A 1,772-nucleotide genomic window follows, 5' to 3' on the forward strand; every position below is an offset into this window, starting at 1 on the left:
AGATAACTCTGTTGATGAGTATTTAGCTGGATATTGTAATGAAATTTCGGTTTCCCTAGAAAAGGATGGGACAGCAGTTATTTCGGATAATGGGCGGGGAATTCCGGTGGAAATCAACGATAAGACAGGACTTCCAGCTGTTCAGATTGTTTTTACCGTTCTTCATGCAGGTGGAAAGTTTGGCGATAGCAATTACAAGATTTCAGGAGGACTCCATGGTGTGGGCGCTTCTGTGGTGAATGCCCTCTCTGTCTGGCTGGAGGTTACGATTAAGAGGAATGGTATCATCTATCACCAACGCTACGAAAGAGGCAAGGTGGTTACTCCATTAGAAGAGATTGGAAAATGCAAAAAAAGCGAAACAGGAACTATGATTCGATTTCTTCCGGATGGTGAGATTTTTGAAAAAACGTATTTTAAAGCGAGTATGATAAGAAACCGTCTTCATGAAACTGCTTATCTGAATCCTAATCTGACCATTTATTTTTCCAATAAGCGTGAAGGAGAGGAAATTGATATTACCTATCATGAGCCGGATGGAATTTGTGCTTATGTCAGAAAGTTAAATGAAGAAAAGCAGGTGATTCATGAACCAATTTACTTTAAACGACAGGTTGATAATATTGAAGTAGAAGCAGCGTTCCAGTATACAGAAGATTTTGGGGAAACTATGCTTGGCTTTTGCAATAATATTTTTACAGTTGAGGGTGGCACCCATATTACTGGATTTAAGACAAAATTTACAACGATCATGAATCAATATGCCAGAGAGCTGGGAATCTTAAAGGAAAAAGATGCTAATTTTACAGGGACAGATGTAAGAAATGGCATGACAGCCATTATTTCGGTAAAGCATCCGGACCCTCGCTTTGAAGGGCAGACCAAAACAAAGCTAGATAATCCAGATGCTGGAAAGGCAGTAGCAGAGGCAGCAGGAGAAGAGGTTGTCTTTTATTTTGATAAAAATGTAGAAATCTTAAAGAATGTACTGGCATGTGCGGAAAAATCCGCCAAAATCAGAAAAGCCGAGGAAAAGGCAAAGACCAATATGCTTGTAAAACAAAAGCTTTCCATTGATAGCAATGGAAAATTATCCAATTGTGAGAGTAGAAAGCCGGAAGAATGTGAGATTTTTATTGTGGAAGGAGATTCTGCTGGGGGTTCTGCTAAAACAGCACGAAATCGAAAGACCCAGGCCATTCTTCCTATTCGTGGAAAAATTCTGAATGTGGAAAAAGCAACGATGGATAAGGTGCTGGCCAATGCGGAGATTAAGACGATGATCAATGCATTTGGATGTGGATTTTCAGAAGGATATGGCAATGATTTTGACATTACCAAGCTGCGTTATCATAAGATTGTGATTATGACAGATGCGGACGTAGATGGTGCACATATTGCCACGCTGCTTTTGACCTTCTTTTATCGCTTCATGCCGGAACTGATCACCCATGGACATGTATATCTGGCTATGCCTCCATTATATAAGGCGATTCCGAAAAAAGGAAAAGAAGAGTATTTATATGATGATGCGGCTTTGGCAAGATATCGAAAAACACATAAAGGATCCTTTACACTCCAGCGCTATAAAGGGCTTGGAGAAATGGATGCAGAACAACTGTGGGAGACAACTCTGGATCCGGAATCACGTATTTTAAAGCAGATAGAAATTGAGGATGCCAGAATGGCCTCTTCTGTAACATCCATGCTGATGGGAAGTGATGTTCCGCCGCGTCGTAAATTCATCTATGAAAATGCGGCAGACGCTACAT

The 1,772-nt window shown here is 40.6% G+C and carries 1 protein-coding gene; it reads left to right on the forward strand.

Translation table 11 applies throughout. The features are described 5' to 3' along the window. The coding region (locus BHF69_RS13635; RefSeq protein WP_075672522.1) for a DNA gyrase/topoisomerase IV subunit B at nt 1-1,772 on the forward strand (1,772 nt) is incomplete at both ends.

Origin of the sequence: Anaerostipes sp. 992a (assembly GCF_001940245.1) — a bacterium.
Taxonomy (GTDB): Bacteria; Bacillota; Clostridia; order Lachnospirales; family Lachnospiraceae; genus Fimousia.